We start from the raw sequence: 469 nt of genomic DNA on the forward strand, positions 1-469 counted from the left end.
AAGAAACGGCGCGCGCTGAAACAGGACATGACCACCGGATGGACCGAACATTTTCATGGGACGCGTCCGCACCGGTCGGATATTGAGGAACCCGACCGGTCAGCCCACGTTTTTCGGTGGCCTTCTCACACCTCGGACGGCTGATGCCCGTGGACTGAGATGGCCACCGGCTGATCTACTCGCCGGAACCGACGTGATGGCTGGCGCAGACGGCGAAGGCGCGGGCGGTGGTGTTCGGGGCGGGCTGCCCACCAGTGGCGACGATCCCACTCCAGCTGGTGGGGTTGACAGTGCCGTCGACAGCCGGGCTGCCCGCGGCGTCACTCGGGTAGCTGCCCCGCAGATGCACACCGCCCTGGAGCGAGCCGGCGGGCTTCGGCAGCGGGTCCGCGGCCGCGGGCGTCACCCACGCCCAGACGAGGGCTGCCGCGCAGAGGACGGCGGCCGATCCGCTACCGACCGACCTCAC

1 pseudogene is annotated in these 469 nt (G+C 69.3%); it reads right to left on the minus strand.

What is annotated here, in order from left to right:
* Positions 1-175 precede the first annotated feature (175 nt).
* Positions 176-469 (minus strand): annotated as a pseudogene (locus NBW84_RS09630) (hypothetical protein); the annotation flags it as partial.

It is taken from the genome of Protofrankia sp. CiP1_Cm_nod2 (assembly GCF_920664355.1).
GTDB lineage: Bacteria > Actinomycetota > Actinomycetes > Frankiales > Frankiaceae > Protofrankia.